We start from the raw sequence: 17,881 nt of genomic DNA on the forward strand, positions 1-17,881 counted from the left end.
GGCGCTACCTCGCCGGGACCAGCGTCATGGTGTGCTGCGCCTTGCCGGGCAGGAACGGCGTCGGGCGCCCATGCACCCAGTCTTCGTGGCCGGCGCCCCAGTACGGTGACAGCGGATGGCCGCTCTGGCCGCCGGGCATATGCACGATGCCGTCGGCCTCGTGGCCGGGCGAGACCACCATGCGTTCAGAGGCGCCGAAATTCGGCGTCTGCACGCGCGGCATGTCGCGGTCGCCGGGCAGGTGGTCGGCGGGCATGCACAGCCAGCGCTGGGTGATCCTGGGCAACGCCCGTGCAAGCGGGTGACAGAGCGCCGCAGTGTTGCGCTCCCCCCAGCTGCGCTGGGCCAGCGGGCCGTGCTTGGCCAGCTCGCTCTCGGTGCGGCGCGCTGCATCAAGCAGCAGCGCGTCCCAGCTGTCGAAAGCGGGTGGCAGCAGGTTGGCCGGGCGCTGTTCCAGCATCGGCCAGGCCACGCCTTCCAGCTGGGCCAGGCGCGGCTCCAGATAGGCATCGCCCAGCTGCGCATGGGCCGGCGCCAGCAGTGCATCGGATAGCGTCTCCATCACCTGCGCGCGGAACTCGCGCACCACCCGGTAGCTGACCGAGCTGGCCGAAGCCCGGCCGTCCCATTGGTGGCTGACGGACTTCAAGCGCTTCAGCGCAGGGTCGTCACTGGGTTCGATCGCGTCGTGCAGCAGGGCCCACCAGCGCTGCAGGAACACGGCGCGGTCATCGAGCTGGATCGCCAGCAGGTCGTGCTCATCGAAGCGGTCCTGGATCGCCAGCAGGTCGCGGATCTGCCGCGCCCGGGCACCGAGGTCATAGCCGCTGTTGCCGACGGTAGCCAGTGCCTCGCCGTCGAGGACGCGACCGTTGGCGGTCCACAGGCGATGGTTGGGGGGATCGATCAGTGCCGGCGAGGCATCGCTGCGGATTGGCCAGGGCGCGCAGTCCTGGTTGCTGGCCGCATTGAAGCCGGCCGGTGCACAGCCGGGGCCGCGGTCCGGACGGGCGCCGATCAGGCGCCAGGCGATGCGTCCGCTGCGATCGCCGACCACCAGGTTCTGCGCAGGGATGCCTGCCTCGTCGGCGAAGCGCAGCGCGCTGTCGAGGTCTCCTGCACGGGCCAGGTCACCAAAGTCCAGGCGCACCGCGCCGGGCAGGTGCGCGACCCAACGCAGGGCATCGCCGCTGCCATCGGCATGGGTGTGCAGGATCGGCCCCCAGGCGGTTTCGCGCACCGGGAACACCACGTCGGCCTGGCCGGCCACGGTGATGCGTTCTTCATGCACGGTCACGGCGGCATTCGCTGCTTCCGTACGGTAGTCCGCCGTGTCGATGTAACTGTTGGTGAAGCCCCAGGCAACGTGCCCGTTGCTGCCGACGATCACTGCCGGCAGGCCGGGCAGCGAGAAGCCGGTGACATCGACCTGGCCGCCAGCGGCCTGCGGGTCGGGGTAGCGCAGCCGCACGCGGAACCACAGGCCGGGGGCGCGCAGGCCCAGGTGCATGTCGTCGGCGATGATCGCGCGGCCGTCGGCGGTGAGCGCCCCGGCTACCGCGAAGTTGTTGCTGCCGACGGCATCGGCCTCTTCCTGCTCGGCGCCTGGTTTTTCCTTCAATGTGCGCAGGTCCAGCTGGCTGGCATCGGGCAGGGGTGCGTTGCCGGTGGGTTCACCAAACAGCGGTGCATCCCATTCGGTGCCGTCGTGGGCGATCAGCGCGTACAGCGCAGGCGGCACTACCGCGCGGATGCGGCTGAGCGCAAGCTCGGTCTGGTTGCCCGGGTCCTGCAGGTCGGCGTACATGGCCAGCCCGGTCAGCACACTGTCGCTGGCCTGCCACGGGTGTGGTGACTGCCGCAGCAGCAGGTAAGCCCATGGACGCACCGAGAGATCTGCAAGGCCTTCGTTGACGCCGTCCACATAGGCGCGCACAACCGCACCGCTGCCGCCCAGCGCGGCGTCCAGATGCGCCTCGGTGCGCGCGCGCAGGCGGTGCACGCGCATGCGCTTGTCGGCGTCGATGGCCTTCGGCCCGAACAGCGCCGACAGCTCGCCGGCCGCGCTGCGGCGCATCAGGTCCATTTCGAAATAGCGTTCCTGCGCATGCACGCGGCCCAGCGCGCGCATCGCGTCGGCCTGGCTGCCGGCGGTGATGGTGACCACGCCCAGCGCATCGCGCTCGACGGTGACCGGCCTGGCCAGCCCAGGCAGTGCATGCTCGCCGTCGAGGTCGGCCAGGCTGCCGCGCAGCAGCAGCCACAGGACCAGTGCGGTGACCAGCATGATGGCGATCAACACGCCCACCACCCAACGCCATGTACGTCGCATCGCACGTCCTTTCCGAACTCGTGGGCGGATTGTAGCCGCAGGCGCAACTGCGACTGATTCCGATTAGATCACCGGATTCTGAAATGCGGCACCCTATGCCACATCGATTCACAGGAGCCCCCCCATGAAAGGCAACCCGGACGTCATCGCCTGCCTGAAGGAACTGCTGCGCGGCGAGCTTGCTGCCCGCGACCAGTACTTCATCCACTCCCGCCGCTACGAGGACCAGGGCCTGTTCGCGCTTTACGAACGCCTGAACCACGAGATGGAAGAAGAGACCCAGCACGCCGATGCACTGCTGCGCCGCATCCTGTTCCTCGGCGGCGACCCGGACATGCGCCCGCATGCCACCGAGCCGGGCAAGACCGTGGAGGAGATGCTGCAGAAGGATCTCGACACTGAATACGCGGTTCGGAACAATCTCGCCGCCGGCATGAAGCTGTGCGAGGAGAAGGGGGACTACGTGAGCCGCGACATGCTGCTGGCGCAGCTGAAGGACACCGAGGAAGACCACGCCTGGTGGCTGGAGCAGCAGCTGGGCCTGATCAAGCGCATCGGCCTGGAGCTGTACCAGCTGAGCAAGATCGACGGCAACGGTGCCCCGGCGCACTGAGCCGACGTCCCCTTCCGTAGAGCCGGAGTCATGCTCGGCTGATCTTCAAAGGGCAGCCGACTGACAGTCGGCTCTACTAGCAGCAGAAAGCAGCCGACCAGCGGTCGGCTGTACCGGAAGCACAGCGTTCTGTCGCCCGCCAGCACCGGAGCACCGCCAGCCAGCCTTCGCCCGCCAGCCGCTCCACCGCCCGCCAGCCGACAACGAAAAAGCCGGGGAATGCCCCGGCTTTTTCGTGTCCTGCGTCAGGCGAGGCGTGTCAACCAGGGTTGACACCTGCCCTCATTCCACCGACAGCCCTTCCACCTTCTGCCAGCCGCGCGGCAGCAGGTGGCCGCGGGTCGCGCGCGCGCCGAGGTAGGCATCGAGCTCGTTGAACTTCAGGCCCATGGTGCGCTGGCCGGCGCGGACCTGCAGGGTCTGGCCCGGGCTGATCGCCACGATGGCGACCACGCGTTCGGTGGCGAGCTTGGCCTTCGGGATCTCGATGATCTTGTTGCCCTTGCCCTTGTCCAGTTCCGGCAGGTCGTTGGCGGCGATCGCCAGCAGGTTGCCCGAACTGGTCACCGCCACGATGCGGTCGGTGGCGACGTTGGCGACTACCGACGGGGCCAGCACCGACGAACCCGCCGACAGGTTCAGCATCGCCTTGCCGGCCTTGTTGCGGCCGATCAGGTTCTCGAAGCGGGTGACGAAGCCATAGCCGTGGGTGGAGGCCAGCACGAAGCGGGTATCCGGCTCGGCGCTGGCCAGGGTCACGAAGCTGGTGCCCGGCGCCGGCGAGAAGCGGCCGGTCAGCGGTTCACCGTTGCCACGCGCGGAGGGCAGGGTGTGCACCGGCGTCGAGTAGGCGCGGCCCTCGCTGTCGAGGAACGCAACCTGCTGGGTGCTGCGCGCACGTACCGCGCCCTGCAGGGCGTCGCCGTCGCGGTAGGACAGGGCGGACGCATCGACGTCGTGGCCCTTGGCGGCACGGATCCAGCCCTTCTCCGACAGCACCACCGTCATCGGCTCGCTCGGCACCAGCTCGGTCTCGTCGATGGCCTGCGCGGCCTGGCGCTGCACCAGCGGCGAACGCCGTGCGTCGCCGAACTTCTTGGCATCGGCGGTCAGTTCGTCGCGGATCAGCTTCTTCAGCTTGGCCTTGCTGTCGAGGATGCCGAGGATCTTCTCGCGTTCCTTGGCCAGCTCGTCCTGCTCGCCGCGGATCTTCATCTCTTCCAGGCGGGCCAGCTGCTTCAGCTTGGTTTCCAGGATGTACTCGGCCTGTTCCTCGGACAGGCCGAAGCGCGCGATCAGCGCCGCCTTCGGTTCGTCCTCGGTACGGATGATGTGGATCACCTCGTCCAGGTTGAGGAAGGCGACCAGCAGGCCTTCCAGCAGGTGCAGGCGGCGCTCGACCTTCTGCAGGCGGTGCTGCAGGCGGCGGGTGACGGTGTTGCTGCGGAAGGTCAGCCATTCGCTGAGCAGCATCTTCAGGTTCTTCACCTGCGGACGGCCGTCCAGCCCGATCACGTTGAGGTTGACGCGGTAGCTGCGTTCCATGTCCGTGGTCGCGAACAGGTGGCCCATCAGCTGCTCGGCGTCGACGCGGTTGGAGCGCGGCACCAGCACCACGCGCACCGGGTTGGCGTGGTCGGATTCATCGCGGATGTCCTCCAGCCACGGCAGCTTCTTGGCGCGCATCTGCGCGGCGATCTGCTCGATCACCTTCGACGGCGACACCTGGAACGGCAGCGCGGTGACCACGATGTTGTGCGCTTCCTTGGTGAAGGTGGCACGCGCACGCACGCTGCCGTTGCCGGTCTCGTAGATGTTCCGCAGGTCGTTGGCCGGGGTGATGATCTCGGCGCTGGACGGGTAGTCCGGGCCCTGCACGTGCTCGCACAGGTCGCGCACGCTGGCATCGGGGTTGTCCAGCAGGTGCAGCAGCGCGCTGACGATCTCGTTGAGATTGTGCGGCGGCACGTCGGTGGCCATGCCCACGGCGATGCCGGTGGTGCCGTTCAGCAGCAGGTGCGGCAGCCGCGCCGGCATCCAGGTCGGCTCCTGCAGGGTGCCGTCGAAGTTCGGTGCCCAGTCGGTGGTGCCCTGGCCCAGTTCGCCCAGCAGCACTTCGGCGATCGGGGTCAGCTTGGATTCGGTGTAACGCATCGCCGCGAACGACTTCGGGTCGTCGCTGGAGCCGAAGTTGCCCTGGCCCTCGATCAGCGGGTAGCGGTACGAGAACGGCTGGGCCATCAGCACCAGCGCCTCGTAGCACGCGCTGTCGCCGTGCGGGTGGTACTTGCCGATGACGTCACCGACGGTGCGCGCGGACTTCTTCGGCTTGGACGCGGCATTCAGGCCCAGCTCGCTCATCGAATAGATGATGCGGCGCTGCACCGGCTTCAGGCCGTCGCCGATGAACGGCAGGGCACGGTCCAGGACCACGTACATCGAGTAGTCGAGGTAGGCGCGTTCGGCGTACTCGCGCAGCGGCAGTTGTTCGAATCCGTGGAACACGGGGCGGGCAAGTTCGGTCATGCGGCGTTGTTACCTATGTCGGGAGGCGGCGACGGCGGTCGCCGCTCGCAATCCTGTGATTATCCGGATGCGGCGGGGGATGCCAAGCCGCGCGCAGGATCCAGCCCGGTTTCCAGGCCGTGCCCGGCCCGTGCCAGGTAGCGCCCCGGTGGCAGCCCGAAGTGGCGGCGGAACACGGTGACGAAGGCGCTGGCGCTGCTGAAGCCCAGCGCGTGGGCGATGTCGGCCACGCTGCGGCCGTCGGTGAGCTGTCGCAGGGCCTCGGAAAGGCGGGCCTGTTGCCGCCATTGGGCGAAGCTGAGCGTGGTCTCGTCGCGGAAGTGGCGGGTCAGGCTGCGCGGCGACAGGCCCGCCCAATGCGCCCATTCGGCCAGGCTGCGTTCGTCGGAGGGGTCGGCCAGCAGCTGAGAGGCGATCTTCAGCAGGCGCCGGTCGTGTGGCATCGGCAGGTGCATGCGCTGGCGTGGTGCGGTGCGGATCTCGTCCAGCAGCACGTCGATGATGTGCTGGCGCTCGGGCGTGGTGTCATAGCCCAGCGGCCATTCGCAGATGCGGTCGGCCAGTGCCTGCGCCAGCTTGGACAGGCCCAGTACGCAGGGATCGGCGGGCAGGGTGGCGCAGGCCGGCGCGGCCAGCGCCATGCCCCAGCCGCGCAGCGGGCCGTCGAGGGTGACCGTATGCGGCTCCAGCGGCGGCATCCAGCCGGCCGAGCCCGGTGCCAGCGACCACGTCCCATGCGAGGTGCGGGTGGTCAGCAGGCCACGTTCGACGCAGATCAGCTGGGCACGCTCGTGGTGGTGCCAGTCCACTTCACGGACCAGACCCAGCGGGCTGTCAAAGCGGAATGCGACGACCGGTGGCCCGTCATTGCGCTCGAACCAATCCAGGGCGTCATCACGCAACAGCCGCTTGGGAGGGGGGATTTCTGCCTTGTTCATCATGTCCGCTGGCTGAAATGTGTCATCCATTGGCTTAATTGTACTACCGGGCCACCTGAGCGGATCATTAAGGTAGGCGCCTTCACTGATCCAGCCCGCTGCTGCAACACAGCATTCGATGCCAGATCGAATATTTCCATTGAGAAATATTTTTTTTGGAAGAGAATGCTCCCCCATGATCTGTCCTGCAACCACTCCCCCCAGCTTCGGCCTGCTGCTGCGCCAGGTGCGCGACGGCCTGGTCCGGCAACTCGACGCGTCCATGGCTGAAGAAGATCTGGGTATCGGCTTCACCCACTACATCGGGCTGAAGGTGCTTTCCAACATGGCCCCGTGCACGGCCAACGAGCTGGCCCAGGCCATCGACCAGGTGCCCAGCGCGGTCACCCGCCTGCTGGACAAGCTGGAAGCGCTGGGTTGCGTCCGCCGCGAGCCGCATGCGCAGGACCGGCGTGCACTGCAGATCGTGCTCACCGACGAAGGCCGCGCGCTGTGGGCACGGCTGAAGCTGCGCGGCGACGCGGTGATGGATTACGCCCTGCGTGATCTTTCCGCCGACGAGCGCACGCTGCTGCTGTCTCTCCTTACCCGAATCCGCGATTCACTGACGACCCCATGAACCCGATCCCGCATTCCACTCTCCGCCGGTCCGGGCGCGCGCTGCTGGTGTCAGCGCTGGCCCTGGCCCTGGCCGCCTGCGCCAGCAGTCGTGGCCTCAACCCGCAGGGCCACGTGCTCGACGTGGACAGCCTGCACAGCGAACGCACCCTGGCCGACACTGACCTGAGCGCCACCGGCTTCCCGGCGCAGGACTGGTGGAAGGCGCTGGGCGATGCGCAGCTGGACGCGCTGGTTGCCGAAGGCCTGGCCGGCCACCCGAGCCTGGACGCCGCCGATGCGCGCCTGCGCCAGGCCCAGGCCCAGGTCGGTACCGCGCGTGCCGATCGCCTGCCCAGCCTGTCGGTGTCCGGTGGCTACACCGGCCTGCGCCTGCCCGAGTCGATGGCCGGCAGCGAGATGGGCGGCCATTATGCGGGCAGCAGCCAGGTTGCCTTCGATTTCAGCTATGGCGTGGACCTGTGGGGCGGCAAGCGCGCTGCCTGGGAAGCTGCGGTGGATGGCGCGCATGCCGCCACCGTCGAAGCCCAGGCCGCACGGCTGAGCCTGTCCACCGGCATTGCCCAGGCCTATGCCGATCTGGCCTACGCGTGGCAGCTCAACGACGTGGCCGAGGAAGAACTGAGCCGCTCGCAGAAGTCGCTGCAGTTGACCCGCCAGCGGCGCAGTGCCGGCATCGACAGCGACCTGCAGGTGCGCCAGGCCGAGGCCCGCGTGCCGGCCGCACAGCAGCAGGTGCTGGCCGCGCAGCAGCGCATCGACGCGGCCCGCACCGCGCTGGCCGCCCTGGTCGGCAAGGGGCCGGACCGGGGCCTGTCGATCCAGCGTCCGCAGCCGCTGAACCCGATGGCACTGCAGCTGCCCGGCGTGCTGCCCAGCGAACTGCTGGGCCGTCGCCCCGACATCGTGGCCGCGCGCTGGCGCGTGGAAGCGGCCGACAAGCAGATCAAGGTCGCCAGGACCAAGTTCTACCCGAGCTTCAACCTGACCGCGCTGGCCGGCGTGGTCGCCCCGAACGTGGGTGACCTGCTGAAGAGCAGTTCGACCTTCGCCTACATCGGACCGGCGCTGAGCCTGCCGATCTTCGAAGGCGGCAAGCTGCGCGCCAACCTGGCCAACACGGATGCGCAGTACGACCTGGCGGTGGCCAACTACAACCAGACGGTGCTCGATGCACTGCGCGACGTGGCCGACCAGGTCAACGCGGTGCGCTCGCTGGCGCAGCAGGCGCACGCGCAGCAGCAGGCGGTGGACACCGCGCGTTCCGCCTTCGACCTGGCCCAGCAGCGCTACCGCGCCGGCATCGGCAGCTACCTGGACGTGCTGACCGCGCAGTCCACCCTGCTGCAGTCGCAGCAGCAGCTGGCCGGCCTGCAGTCGCAGCAGGTGCAGACCTCGGTGCGCCTGAGCAAGGCGCTGGGCGGTGGTTTCCAGCCCACTGACGCCGACCGCGCACCGATCGCCTCCCATTCCGATTCCTCGCATTCCTGAAGACTTCCGCCATGAGCCAGACCCAAGACACTGCGGCCCCGGCCGCCCCCAACCGCCGCGGCAACCTGCTGCGCGGCCTGTTCGTGATCGTCGTGCTGCTGCTTGCCGCACTGGCGCTGTGGTACTTCATGTTCGGCCGTTGGTTCGAAGAGACCGACGACGCCTACGTGCAGGGCAACCAGGTGCAGATCACCCCGCTGGTGGCCGGTACCGTGGTCGCCATCAACGCCGATGACGGCATGCGCGTGGAGCGCGGCCAGCTGCTGGTGCAGCTGGACCCGTCCGACACGTCGGTGGCGCTGCAGCAGGCCGAAGCCAACCTCGCCAAGACCGTGCGCCAGACCCGTGGCCTGTACCGCAGCGTGGAGGGCGCGCAGGCGGACTTGAACGCCCGCCAGGTGACCCTGAAGCGCGTGCGCGAAGATTTCGCCCGTCGCAAGGACCTGGCCGCCACCGGCGCCATCTCCAACGAAGAACTGGCCCACGCCCGCGACGAGCTGGCTGCCGCCGAAGCGGCCGTGGCCGGTTCGCGCGAGACCGTCGAGCGCAACCGCGCGCTGGTCGACGACACCGTGATCGCCACCCAGCCGGACGTGCAGGCCGCTGCCGCGCAGCTGCGCCAGGCATTCCTCAACAACGCCCGCGCCGGCATCGTCGCGCCGGTCACCGGCTACGTCGCCCGTCGTTCGGTGCAGGTCGGCCAGCGCGTGCAGCCGGGCAATGCGCTGATGGCCGTGGTGCCGACCGAGCAGATGTGGGTCGAGGCCAACTTCAAGGAAACCCAGTTGCGCCACATGCGCCTGGGCCAGGAAGTGGAGCTGAAGTCGGACCTGTACGCCGGTGACGTGAAGTACAAGGGCCGCATCCAGAGCCTGGGCCTGGGCACCGGCTCGGCGTTCTCGCTGCTGCCGGCGCAGAACGCCAGCGGCAACTGGATCAAGATCGTGCAGCGCGTGCCGGTCCGCATCGCCATCGATGCCAAGCAGCTGGCCGAGCACCCGCTGCGCATCGGCCTGTCGATGAAGGCCGAAGTGAGCCTGCGCGACCAGAAGGGCGAAGTGCTGCCGAGCACCCCGGCCAAGGGCACGGTGTTCGACACCGACGTGTATGCCAAGCAGCTGCATGATGCCGACGAGGTGATCCACACGATCATCCAGGGCAACCTGCCGCAGCAGGCGAAGGTGGGCTGAGGTCGCCATGTCCGCACAAGCTCCAGCCGCGCCCGGCGCTCCGGGCGCACCGGCGGCGCCGGCTGCGGCCTCCGGGTTCCTGCCGCCCAGCGTCGCCCTGTGCACCGTTGGCCTGGCGATGGCGTCTTTCATGCAGGTGCTCGACACCACCATCGCCAACGTCTCGCTGCCGACCATCGCCGGTAATCTCGGTGCCAGTTCGCAGCAGGCGACCTGGGTCATCACTTCCTTCGCGGTCAGCACGGCCATCGCGCTGCCGCTGACCGGCTGGCTCAGCCGCCGCTTCGGCGAACGCAAGCTGTTTGTGTGGGCCACGCTGGCCTTCGTCATCACCTCGCTGCTGTGCGGCCTGGCGCAGAGCATGGGCATGCTGGTGGTGTCGCGTGCGCTGCAGGGTTTCGTGGCCGGCCCGATGTACCCGATCACGCAGTCGCTGCTGGTCTCGATCTATCCGCGCGAGAAACGCGGGCAGGCATTGGCGCTGCTGGCGATGATCACGGTGGTTGCGCCGATCTGCGGCCCGATCCTCGGTGGCTGGATCACCGACAACTACAGCTGGGAATGGATCTTCCTGATCAACGTGCCGCTGGGCATCTTCGCTGCGCTGGTGGTGGGCAACCAGCTGAAGGGTCGCCCGGAGCAGATCGAGAAGCCGAAGATGGACTACGTCGGCCTGGTCACCCTGGTGATCGGTGTCGGCGCGCTGCAGCTGGTGCTCGATCTGGGAAATGACGAGGACTGGTTCTCGTCGATGAAGATCGTCGTGCTGGCCTGCGTGGCAGTGGTGACGCTGACGGTGTTCCTGATCTGGGAACTGACCGACAAGGATCCGATCGTCGACCTGAAGCTGTTCCGCCATCGCAACTTCCGCGCCGGTACGCTGGCGATGGTGGTGGCCTACGCGGCATTCTTCAGCGTGGCCCTGCTGATCCCGCAGTGGTTGCAACGGGACATGGGCTATACCGCGATCTGGGCAGGCCTGGCGACCGCGCCGATCGGCATCCTGCCGGTGATCATGACGCCGTTCGTGGGCAAGTACGCATCGCGCTTCGACATGCGCATGCTGGCCACGGTCGCGTTCATTGTGCTCTCCATGACCAGCTTCCTGCGGTCGAACTTCAACCTGCAGGTGGACTACATGCACGTGGCCGGCGTGCAGCTGATCATGGGCATCGGCGTCGCGCTGTTCTTCATGCCGGTGCTGCAGATCCTGCTGTCGGACCTGGACGGTCGCGAGATCGCGGCAGGCTCCGGCCTGGCCACGTTCCTGCGAACGCTGGGCGGCAGTTTCGCGGCGTCGCTGACGACGTGGCTGTGGGCGCGGCGCACCCAGGTGCACCATGCCGACCTGACCGAGCACATCTCGGCCTATCAGCCGGGCATGCAGGAGCAGGTGACGGCGATGGGGCAGGGTGACCTGCAACACGGTGCAGCGGTACTGAACAACATGATCAACCACCAGGCATCGCAGATGGGTTTCAACGACATCTTCTTCCTGCTGGGCTGGATCTTCCTGGCGATCATCGCTTTCCTGTGGCTGGCCAAGCCGCCGTTCGGCGCGGGGGCAGGTGCCGCCGCTGGTGGCGGGCACTGATCGATCTGCCACTGGGTAGCGCCGGACGATGCCCGGCGGCGTTCCCGCCAGATGCATCCACGCATGGCGTGGATCTACTGGAATGCAGAAACCCCGCCGGAAAGCGGGGTTTCTGTTTGGAGCGTTGTGCAATTCGGTAGATCCACGCCATGCGTGGATGAGCGTCGCCATCGCGTTGAATGGCAGGCCCCGGAAACGAAAAAACCCGCTTTCGCGGGTTTGATCATCTTGAGTCGTGGTGCCCAGGAGAGGACTCGAACCTCCACGGTTTTACCCGCTAGTACCTGAAACTAGTGCGTCTACCAATTCCGCCACCTGGGCGACTCAGGAGGTGAATTATGGGGAGCGACAGAAGATGTGTCAACAACATTTCACACTTTTTTCTGCGGCTGCACGCCGAGGTGATGCAGCAGGCTGCGCATCGCCGGTGACAGCTGCGTCCACTCGGCAAAACACGCACACAGGCGACGTTGTGCCCACGCATCGGAGAGCGCTATGCCAACTGTATGCGTGCTGCGCCGATGCTGCCGGGCGATGGTCCGCGGCACGATGCCGACGCCGATGCCGTGGCCGACCATGATGCACACGCCTTCGAAGGTCTTCATGCGGATGCGCACATCCAGGCGTCGCCCGATGTCGCGCGCCTGGTCCTCGATGTAGGTCTGCAGTGCATTGCCATCGGCCAGGGCAACGAAGGTCTCGCCGGCAACCTCGGCAAAGGTCACGCTGCGCCGCAAGGCGAGGCGGTGATCGGCCGGCAGCAGCAACACCAGCGGGTCTTCGGCGACCACGTGCTGCTGCAGGCCGGCGGCGTCGACCGCATCGCTGATGATGCCGGCCTCTGCCTGGCCGGCACTGATCGCGCGTACGACTTCGGGGCTGGTGCGCTCGATCAGTTCGACATGCAGGCGCGGGCGTTCGGCCAGCCACGGTGCGAGCCGCGCGGGCAGGTAGTTGGTCAGCGCGGCCGTGTTGGCATACAGGTGCAGGGTGCCGCGCGCGCCCTGCGCGAACGCCTGCAGTTCGCCGCGCAGCTGCGCCTGCTGCTGCAGGATCAGCCGTGCATGGTGGGCGAGGGCGGCGCCGGCCTCGGTCAGGCTGACGCCGCGTGGGTGCCGGTTCAACAGCGGGGTGCCAGCATCGGCTTCGATCGTGCGCAGGCGTTCGCTGGCTGAACCCAATGCCAGGTTTGCCTGTGCCGCGCCGGCGGTGATGCTGCCGGCTTCGGCGATTGCCAGGAACAGGCGCAGGTCGGCGATGTCCATCCGCATGTCGTGCCTCATTGCTGATCCGGCGCCTTCGGGTCAGCCGAAGGCTCGGCCGGGAAGACCGCATTGTGCGCCGGGTGACGGCCCGATCCAATGAAGGCATGAATGAATCGATGTACTTCCATGTGCTGTTGGTGGTGGTGTTCGTGCTGGCCGGCGTGGTCAAGGGTGTGACAGGGATGGGGCTGCCGACCGTGGCGATGGGCCTGCTTGGTGGCGCGCTGTCGCCGGTGGCGGCGGCATCGATGCTGTTCATCCCGACCTTCGTCACCAATGCGTGGCAGCTGCTGTCCGGGCCGTCACTGGGCCACATCGTGCGGCGCCTGTGGCCGATGATGCTGGCCGTGGTGGTGGTGACGCTGGGGTTGGCAGCGCTGCTGGTGCGGGTCGATCGCACCTGGTCGCGCGTGGCGTTGGGCGTGGCGCTGGTGGTCTACGCGGCGTATGCGCTGCGCGCGCCGGTGTTCCGCGTACCGCAGCGGCGCGAGCGTTGGCTGGGTCCGCTGGTGGGTGCGCTGTCCGGTGTGGTGACGGGTGCGACGGGGGTGTTCGTGATGCCGGCGGTGCCGTACCTGCAGTCGCTGGGGTTGCAGCGCGAGGAGCTGGTACAGGCGCTCGGGCTGGCGTTCACCGTGTCGACGATTTCGCTGACCATCGGCCTGGTGCTGCACGGCGCGTTCGGCATCCAGCAGCTGGGGTTGAGTGCATTGGCGGTGCTGCCGGCGCTGCTGGGCATGTGGCTGGGCCAGGTGATCCGGCAGCGCATCAGTGCGCGCGTGTTCCGCGCCTGCTTCCTGGGGTTCCTGCTGCTGCTTGGCCTGGAGCTGGTGCTGCGGCCGCTGTTCTGATGCCGCATTCCAGGCATGAAAAAACCCGCTTTCGCGGGTTTTTCTCATTCTCGACGTGGTGCCCAGGAGAGGACTCGAACCTCCACGGTTTTACCCGCTAGTACCTGAAACTAGTGCGTCTACCAATTCCGCCACCTGGGCGTCGAGGAGCGAGATTATGGGGTGCCGTGACGGGGGTGTCAACACCTTTTCTGGATCCGGGGTCGGATCCCGTTTCGCGTGCGGAACGGGCTCTGACCCCAACCCACTCGCTTGGCGTCAGAGCCCTTTCCTGTGGAAAGGGATCCGACCCCGCTGTGGGATCTCAGGCAAAAAAAATCCCCGCCGAAGCGAGGAGTTTTTTCGATGGTGCCCAGGAGAGGACTCGAACCTCCACGGTTTTACCCGCTAGTACCTGAAACTAGTGCGTCTACCAATTCCGCCACCTGGGCGTTCCAGAGGCGCAATTGTGAAGATGAACCCGCAGGCTGTCAACGATTTCCTGAATATTTTTCACGCAGGACCTTCAAGACGGCCGCTGACCCGTTCTGCACGCCGTCAGCGGCTACCATGTAGGGCGATGACTACCAAAAAACCAAGCAAGGGCGGGAGCACGTCCCGCAGCCGGGGCCCGAAGAAAGGCGCCAAGACGGGCGCGGCCCGCACCCCCAAGCCAGGCAAGCCTTTGCCGGGCTGGTTCCCCGAATTGAATGAAGGCGGCGCCGCGCCGCGTGGCCGCAAGGCCCGCAATATGGATGCGCCGGGGCCTGCTCCGGGCCGCAAGCTGCCGCCGACCGGCAAGGTGATCGACGATCCCTATGCCGCACGCGAAGCCGAGAAATACGAACAACCCATCGCCAGCCGTGAGGCCATCCTGGCCCTGCTGGAGCGCTGCGAAGGGCCGCAGACCGCCGAGGAACTGGGCGCGCGCCTGGGCCTGACCGCACCAGACCGGGCTGAAGCGCTGTCGCGCCGGCTCGGCGCCATGGTCCGCGATGGCCAGCTGGTGCAGAACCGCCGGGGTGGTTTCGCTCCGATCCAGACGTTGAACCTGGTCACCGGCGTGGTGATCGCCAACCCCGAAGGGTTCGGCTTCCTGCGCCCGGTCGAAGGCGGCGACGACCTGTTCCTGCCCCCGTATGAGATGCGCAAGGTGATGCACGGCGACAAGGTGCTGGCCCGCGTGACCGGCATCGATCACCGTGGCCGTCGCGAAGGCAGCATCGCCCGCGTGCTCGAACGCGGCATGACCCGCCTGATCGGCCGCTTCAGCATCGAGATGGGCATCAACTATGTGGTGCCCGACGACAAGCGGGTGCAGCGCAACGTGCAGGTGCCGCCGGACCAGACCGGTGGTGCACGCGACGGCCAGCTGGTGGTCTGCGAACTGACCCAGGCGCCGGACAGCCGCCGTCCGCCGATCGGCCGCATCATCGCCGTGCTCGGCGACAAGCTGACCGCGTCGCTGGTGGTGGAGACCGCCATCCACGGCCACGAGCTGCCGTTCGAGTTCCCGCAGGAGGTGCTGGACGAAGCAGCTTCGGTGCCGCTGGTGGTCGAGCCGGCCATGATCGGCGACCGCGTCGACCTGCGCAGCACGCCGCTGCTCACCATCGACGGTGAAGATGCCAAGGACTTCGATGACGCGGTGTATTGCGAACCGAATGCCGAGGGTTTCCGCCTGGTGGTGGCCATCGCCGACGTGTCCAACTACGTCCGCCCCGGTACGCCGCTGGATGAAGAGGCGCAGAAGCGCGCCACCTCGGTGTACTTCCCGGGCTTCGTGGTGCCGATGTTGCCGGAGACCCTGTCCAATGGCATCTGCTCGCTGATGCCGAAGGTCGACCGCATGTGCTTCGTGTGCGACATGCAGATCGATCGCGATGGCCTGGTCACGCATTCGCGCTTCTACGAGGCGGTGATGAATTCGCATGCGCGCCTGACCTACACCCAGGTGTGGAAGGCGGTGGGCGAGGACGATGGCGATACCAAGGCCTGGATGGGCGACCTGCTGCCGCAGGTGCAGCGCCTGCACCAGTTGTACAAGGTGCTGTCCAAGGCACGTGCCAAGCGTGGCGCCATCGAGTTCGAAAGCAGTGAAGTGCGCTTCGTGCTGGACAACCGTGGTGAAGTCACCCAGGCCGGCATGCTGGTGCGCAACGACGCGCACAAGCTGATCGAGGAGTGCATGATCGCGGCCAATGTGGAGGCGGCCAGGTACCTGCTGTCGCGCCACGTGCCGGCCCCGTACCGCATCCACGAGAAGCCGCCGGAAACCAAGTACGCCGACCTGCTGGAATTCCTCAAGGAGTTCAAGCTGAGCCTGCCGCCGTGGTCGAAGGTGCGCCCGGGCGATTACACCAAGCTGCTGAAGAAGATCCGCGATCGTCCCGATGCAACGCTGCTGGAATCGGTGCTGCTGCGCAGCCAGAGCCTGGCCATCTACAGCCCGGAGAATCACGGCCACTTCGGCCTGGCGCTGGAGGCGTACGCGCACTTCACCTCGCCGATCCGCCGCTATCCCGACCTGCTGGTGCACCGCGCGATCAAGCACGCGTTGTCCGGCAAGCCGCTGGACAAGTTCACCTACAACGCGCGCGAAATGGCGGCCCTGGCGCTGCAGTGTTCCGAGCGCGAACGTCGTGCTGATGAGGCCGAGCGCGAAGTCGACGAGCGTTACCGCGCGGCATGGATGGAAAAGCACGTGGGCGGCCAGTTCGACGGTGTGATCAGCGGCGTCACCAGCTTTGGCCTGTTCGTGGAGCTGGATGAGTCGAAGGTGCAGGGGTTGGTCCATGTGACCCAGCTGCCGCAGGACTATTACAAGTTCGACGCCACCCGCAAGACGCTGACCGGTGAACGCCGCGGCAGCAGTTATCGGTTGGGCGACCGCGTGCGCATCCTGGTGCTGAAGGCCAGCATGGAAGAACGCAAGATCGACTTCCGCCTGGTCGAACACAAGGGCGAAGACGAGGGCGACGGTCTGCCCGCGCTGCCTGAGCGTGGCAAGCCGGCCAAGCGGACCAAGAAGCAGTATTGAAAGGCGTGCCGACCCACGGTCGGCACCCACTTCACCCGGTAGGTGCCAACCGTGGGTTGGCACGACGTTTCGGAGGAGCGCACCATGCAGGGCCAACCCGAATTCAGCGGCGGCTGCCAGTGCGGCGCGATCCGCTTCCAGGTGCGCGGCGAGCTGACCCACAGTTCCATCTGCCATTGCCGGATGTGCCAGAAGGCGTTTGGTGCCTATTACGCACCGCTGGTGTCGGTGCGCGGCGTGCAGTTCAGCTGGACCCGCGGCCAGCCGCGTTATTTCCAGTCGTCCAACGTGGTGCGGCGTGGCTTCTGCGCCGACTGCGGCACCCCCCTGACCTACGAGGCGCCGGATGGCGTGGCGGTGGCCGCTGGCGCCTTCGACGAACCCGGACGCCTGCCGCCGACGATCCAGTACGGTGTGGAGCGCAAGGTGCCGTTTGTGGACAGCCTGTCGAGCCTGCCGGAACGGCGCACCGAGGAAGACGTCGCGGCGCTGGAATTCCTGGCCACGATCGTATCCCACCAGCACCCCGACCACGACACTCCGCACTGGCCGCCGCGCAGCCGCTCCGCCGAAGGCTGAGCGGCGGGTGCGCCGGGCACGGCCCGGCGAGCGCGCAGCGCGGTCGGCGCCGATGCTCTACCATAGCCATCCCCTTTCCGGTCCCCGCCCGCATGAGCAAGAACAGCCAGTGGATTGTCGGCGTCAACGCCGTCGCCTCCTCCATCGAGAACGACGCCGAGAACGTCCGCGAAGTGCTGGTCGAGGCCGGTGCGAAGAACCCGCGCCTGACCGAGATCGAAGAAAACGCCCGCCGCAAGGGCATCGACGTGCGCAAGGTGAACAGCCAGGCGCTGGACGGTGTTGGCGGTTCGGTGCGCCACCAGGGCGTGGCCGCGCGCTATGCCGCCGCCCGCACCTACAGCGAGAACGAGCTGGAAGGCCTGGTCGCAGCGGCGGAGGGCAAGGCCCTGCTGCTGGTGCTGGATGAAGTGCAGGATCCGCACAACCTCGGCGCCTGCCTGCGTTCGGCCGCTGCCGCCGGTGCGACCGCGGTGATCATCCCGAAGGACAAGTCGGCTACGGTGAATGCCACCGTGCGCAAGACCTCGGCCGGTGCTGCCGATCTCATCCCGGTGGTGGCGGTGACCAACCTGTCGCGCTGCCTGAAGGACCTGCAGAAGCAGGGTGTGTGGATCTACGGCCTGGCCGGCGAAGCCACCGCGTCGCTGTACCAGCTGGACCTGAAGGGCAACATCGCCCTGGTGCTGGGCGGCGAAGCCGATGGCCTGCGCCGCCTGACCCGCGAGAACTGCGATGGCCTGGTCAAGATCCCGATGCCGGGCGAGATCGAGAGCCTGAACGTCTCCGTCGCCGCCGGCGTCAGCCTGTTCGAGGCCGTGCGCCAGCGCGGTTGATCGGCAGCGCCATGTAATCGGGGCCGCAA

The 17,881-nt window shown here is 67.3% G+C and carries 13 protein-coding genes and 3 tRNA genes; 9 read left to right on the plus strand and 7 right to left on the minus strand.

Annotated elements, in window-relative coordinates:
• Positions 1-4: 4 nt before the first annotated feature.
• Entirely contained in the window at positions 5-2,332 is a 2,328-nt protein-coding gene (locus tag B9Y82_RS04940) for a penicillin acylase family protein (protein ID WP_100471772.1), read from the minus strand.
• Between the two features lie 124 nt (positions 2,333-2,456).
• Between B9Y82_RS04940 and bfr the strand changes: the two genes are divergently transcribed.
• Positions 2,457-2,945: a bacterioferritin gene (gene bfr / locus B9Y82_RS04945; RefSeq protein ID WP_004151115.1), complete on the plus strand. Its 489-nt coding sequence runs from the start codon at positions 2,457-2,459 to the stop codon at positions 2,943-2,945.
• Between the two features lie 282 nt (positions 2,946-3,227).
• Here bfr and parC read toward each other — a convergent pair whose 3' ends face one another.
• The gene (parC, locus tag B9Y82_RS04950; RefSeq protein WP_100471773.1) at positions 3,228-5,471 is read right to left on the minus strand and encodes a DNA topoisomerase IV subunit A; all 2,244 of its coding nucleotides are present in this window, start codon (positions 5,469-5,471) and stop codon (positions 3,228-3,230) included.
• Positions 5,472-5,530: 59 nt separating this feature from the next.
• Positions 5,531-6,412, minus strand: coding sequence for a helix-turn-helix domain-containing protein (locus B9Y82_RS04955; RefSeq protein ID WP_202908116.1), 882 nt, complete (start codon positions 6,410-6,412; stop codon positions 5,531-5,533).
• Between the two features lie 172 nt (positions 6,413-6,584).
• Here B9Y82_RS04955 and emrR point away from each other — a divergent pair, with 172 nt between their 5' ends.
• Genes emrR through emrB form a run of 4 tightly spaced genes read left to right on the plus strand, consistent with a single transcriptional unit; the run spans position 6,585 to position 11,302 of the window.
• A complete protein-coding gene (gene emrR, locus B9Y82_RS04960) occupies positions 6,585-7,028 on the plus strand; it encodes a multidrug efflux system transcriptional regulator EmrR (protein WP_005415875.1) in 444 nt (147 codons plus the stop codon).
• The gene (gene emrC, locus B9Y82_RS04965) at positions 7,025-8,518 is read left to right on the plus strand and encodes a multidrug efflux transporter outer membrane subunit EmrC (protein ID WP_100471775.1); all 1,494 of its coding nucleotides are present in this window, start codon (positions 7,025-7,027) and stop codon (positions 8,516-8,518) included. Before emrR ends, emrC begins: the two co-directional genes overlap by 4 nt.
• A gap of 11 nt (positions 8,519-8,529) precedes the next feature.
• Complete coding sequence (gene emrA / locus B9Y82_RS04970; protein ID WP_099551083.1) at positions 8,530-9,708, plus strand: multidrug efflux MFS transporter periplasmic adaptor subunit EmrA; 1,179 nt, start codon at positions 8,530-8,532, stop codon at positions 9,706-9,708.
• A 7-nt stretch (positions 9,709-9,715) separates the two neighbouring features.
• Positions 9,716-11,302: a multidrug efflux MFS transporter permease subunit EmrB gene (gene emrB, locus B9Y82_RS04975; protein WP_100471776.1), complete on the plus strand. Its 1,587-nt coding sequence runs from the start codon at positions 9,716-9,718 to the stop codon at positions 11,300-11,302.
• Positions 11,303-11,538: 236 nt separating this feature from the next.
• Here the strand turns inward: emrB and B9Y82_RS04980 are convergent.
• Positions 11,539-11,623 (minus strand) — tRNA-Leu (locus tag B9Y82_RS04980).
• Positions 11,624-11,673: 50 nt separating this feature from the next.
• A complete protein-coding gene (locus B9Y82_RS04985) occupies positions 11,674-12,573 on the minus strand; it encodes a LysR family transcriptional regulator (RefSeq protein WP_100471777.1) in 900 nt (299 codons plus the stop codon).
• Between the two features lie 98 nt (positions 12,574-12,671).
• Between B9Y82_RS04985 and B9Y82_RS04990 the strand changes: the two genes are divergently transcribed.
• Positions 12,672-13,418: a sulfite exporter TauE/SafE family protein gene (locus tag B9Y82_RS04990; protein WP_100471778.1), complete on the plus strand. Its 747-nt coding sequence runs from the start codon at positions 12,672-12,674 to the stop codon at positions 13,416-13,418.
• A gap of 56 nt (positions 13,419-13,474) precedes the next feature.
• Here B9Y82_RS04990 and B9Y82_RS04995 read toward each other — a convergent pair.
• A tRNA-Leu gene (locus B9Y82_RS04995) sits at positions 13,475-13,559 on the minus strand.
• A gap of 205 nt (positions 13,560-13,764) precedes the next feature.
• Positions 13,765-13,849: transfer RNA gene (locus B9Y82_RS05000), tRNA-Leu, on the minus strand.
• A gap of 128 nt (positions 13,850-13,977) precedes the next feature.
• On the opposite strand from B9Y82_RS05000, the gene rnr reads away from it, so the two are divergent.
• From rnr to rlmB, 3 genes are all read left to right on the plus strand, one after another.
• Positions 13,978-16,437 (plus strand): ribonuclease R, encoded by a 2,460-nt coding sequence (rnr, locus tag B9Y82_RS05005; protein ID WP_100471779.1) that lies wholly within the window; start codon positions 13,978-13,980, stop codon positions 16,435-16,437.
• 84 nt (positions 16,438-16,521) lie between these two features.
• Positions 16,522-17,016, plus strand: coding sequence for a GFA family protein (locus B9Y82_RS05010; protein ID WP_100471780.1), 495 nt, complete (start codon positions 16,522-16,524; stop codon positions 17,014-17,016).
• Between the two features lie 92 nt (positions 17,017-17,108).
• Positions 17,109-17,852, plus strand: a complete 744-nt coding sequence (rlmB, locus tag B9Y82_RS05015) for a 23S rRNA (guanosine(2251)-2'-O)-methyltransferase RlmB (protein ID WP_100471781.1) — start codon at positions 17,109-17,111, stop codon at positions 17,850-17,852.
• The last annotated feature ends 29 nt before the right edge of the window (positions 17,853-17,881 follow it).

The sequence above is a fragment of the Stenotrophomonas maltophilia genome, assembly GCF_002799155.1.
GTDB classification, from domain to species: Bacteria; Pseudomonadota; Gammaproteobacteria; order Xanthomonadales; family Xanthomonadaceae; genus Stenotrophomonas; species Stenotrophomonas maltophilia_R.